General features: G+C 49.3%; 3 protein-coding genes. 1 reads left to right on the forward strand and 2 read right to left on the reverse strand.

The features are described 5' to 3' along the window. Nucleotides 1–188: 188 nt before the first annotated feature. Entirely contained in the window at nt 189–356 is a 168-nt protein-coding gene (locus tag CAFE_RS10485) for a hypothetical protein (protein WP_156990623.1), read from the reverse strand. A 20-nt stretch (nt 357–376) separates the two neighbouring features. On the opposite strand from CAFE_RS10485, the gene CAFE_RS10490 reads away from it, so the two are divergent. Then, nucleotides 377–1,060 carry a triphosphoribosyl-dephospho-CoA synthase gene (locus tag CAFE_RS10490; RefSeq protein WP_156990624.1) on the forward strand — a complete coding sequence of 228 codons (684 nt, stop codon included), beginning with the start codon at nt 377–379 and terminating at the stop codon, nt 1,058–1,060. A gap of 117 nt (nt 1,061–1,177) precedes the next feature. On the opposite strand, the gene CAFE_RS20485 is transcribed toward CAFE_RS10490, so the two are convergent. Further along, on the reverse strand, nt 1,178–1,303 hold the full coding sequence (locus CAFE_RS20485) for an ATP-binding protein (RefSeq protein WP_330593933.1): 126 nt from the start codon (nt 1,301–1,303) through the stop codon (nt 1,178–1,180). Nucleotides 1,304–1,478 lie beyond the last annotated feature (175 nt).

Below are 1,478 nucleotides of genomic sequence, written 5' to 3' on the forward strand. Positions count from 1 at the left end.
CAACTGTTGATTTTTTCGCTCAAATCTGTTATGCTCTAAGAGCTTTTTATTTTCTTTCACAACTAAATTTTAAAGCAAAAAGCCGGAGCTGCCAATACCTTTTCGTATGGTTGCTCCGACTTTTTTTCGTGCCGTTTTGCAACGGCCCCTTTTCCTTAGAAACAGAGCCGAACGGGAACAATCATCAATTAAAAAATACCATACTGCCTCGCGGAATTGCCGTTCGGCTTCACACCGTTTTGAACCGTCAACTGAACGGAGGCGTGAGTCAGGCGTTTGTTTTTGCTGTCATAGACGTCGATCATCACATAGGTGAGTCCCGGTTTTACGCCGGTCGCTTTTACGTTTCCGGGCAATTACCCCGTTTTTGGGAGAAATGGCAGCCGCAGGGTTATCTCATAAAGGAAAGCCGGGGGAACTGTTCCCCAAGCTTCGCAATATCGGCATTTTGGCGGAAAAAGCCATGTTTTCCGTTACCGGCGGGGTAAATACGCATAAAGGTGCCATTTTCTCCATCGGTCTGCTATGCGCGGCGGCAGGTTTTCAGTTTCGGGACCAGGATCATGTGACGGCAGAATCGATGGCTTTCCTGTCGTCGCAAATCGCAAAAACCGAGATGGAGCGGGAATGGGACAATATCCTCCGTCGTCCCCCGCACACAAAAGGGGAGCGCTTGTTCTTAAGGTACGGAAACCGCGGGATCCGCGGCGAAGCGGCGGAAGGGTACCCTTCCGTACTGGCGGTTTTTCCTGAATTTGAAAAAGAGCTGGCGTCTGGCGCACAGATGAACGCCGTGAAACTGCAGACTTTGTTTCGATTAATGGCGATTACCGAAGACACCAACGTGCTGGCCAGATGCGGGACAGAAGCGCTGGCATGGATGAAAAAAACGGCAGGGCAGGTTCTGACTGCGGGAGGAGCTTATTCAGAAAAAGGCATGGCTTTGATCAAAAAGTTAGATGCAATTTTCACCGCGCGGAATATTAGTCCGGGGGGATGCGCCGACTTGCTTTCCGCCGTGCTTTTTCTGCATCAATTGGAACATCTGCAACCTATCTGAAAGATGTTCCCAAACCTGTCGAAAAAGTCCGGCGAAAGCTGGTTCTTCGTTACTCTCGGATGGTGATGAAACAGTCTTGAATGCTGACCTTTCGGAGATCAGCGGTGAGGCTCGGCATTACAGAGAAACCATCATACCGTTACACCGCGCCTGCATAGCAAGTCCGACGGCTAAATGTGTTTTACCGACGCCCGGCGGACCCTGAAAAACGGCATTTTCATCAGCCCCGGCATCAGTCCGGATGGTTTTATGCTAAGGCAAATCCGAACCGCAGGCTTTTTGAAATACGGTTAAGGAACCTCTGATTTAATCCGCCCCTCTACCGAAGAGAGGAGAACTCTGGTAAAATAGAACTATCAAGACACAGGCGGTGCAGAGAAATGAAAAAGCAACAAACTTTTACGGATATTGAATATAG

It is taken from the genome of Caproicibacter fermentans (assembly GCF_009746625.1).
Lineage (GTDB): Bacteria > Bacillota > Clostridia > Oscillospirales > Acutalibacteraceae > Caproicibacter > Caproicibacter fermentans.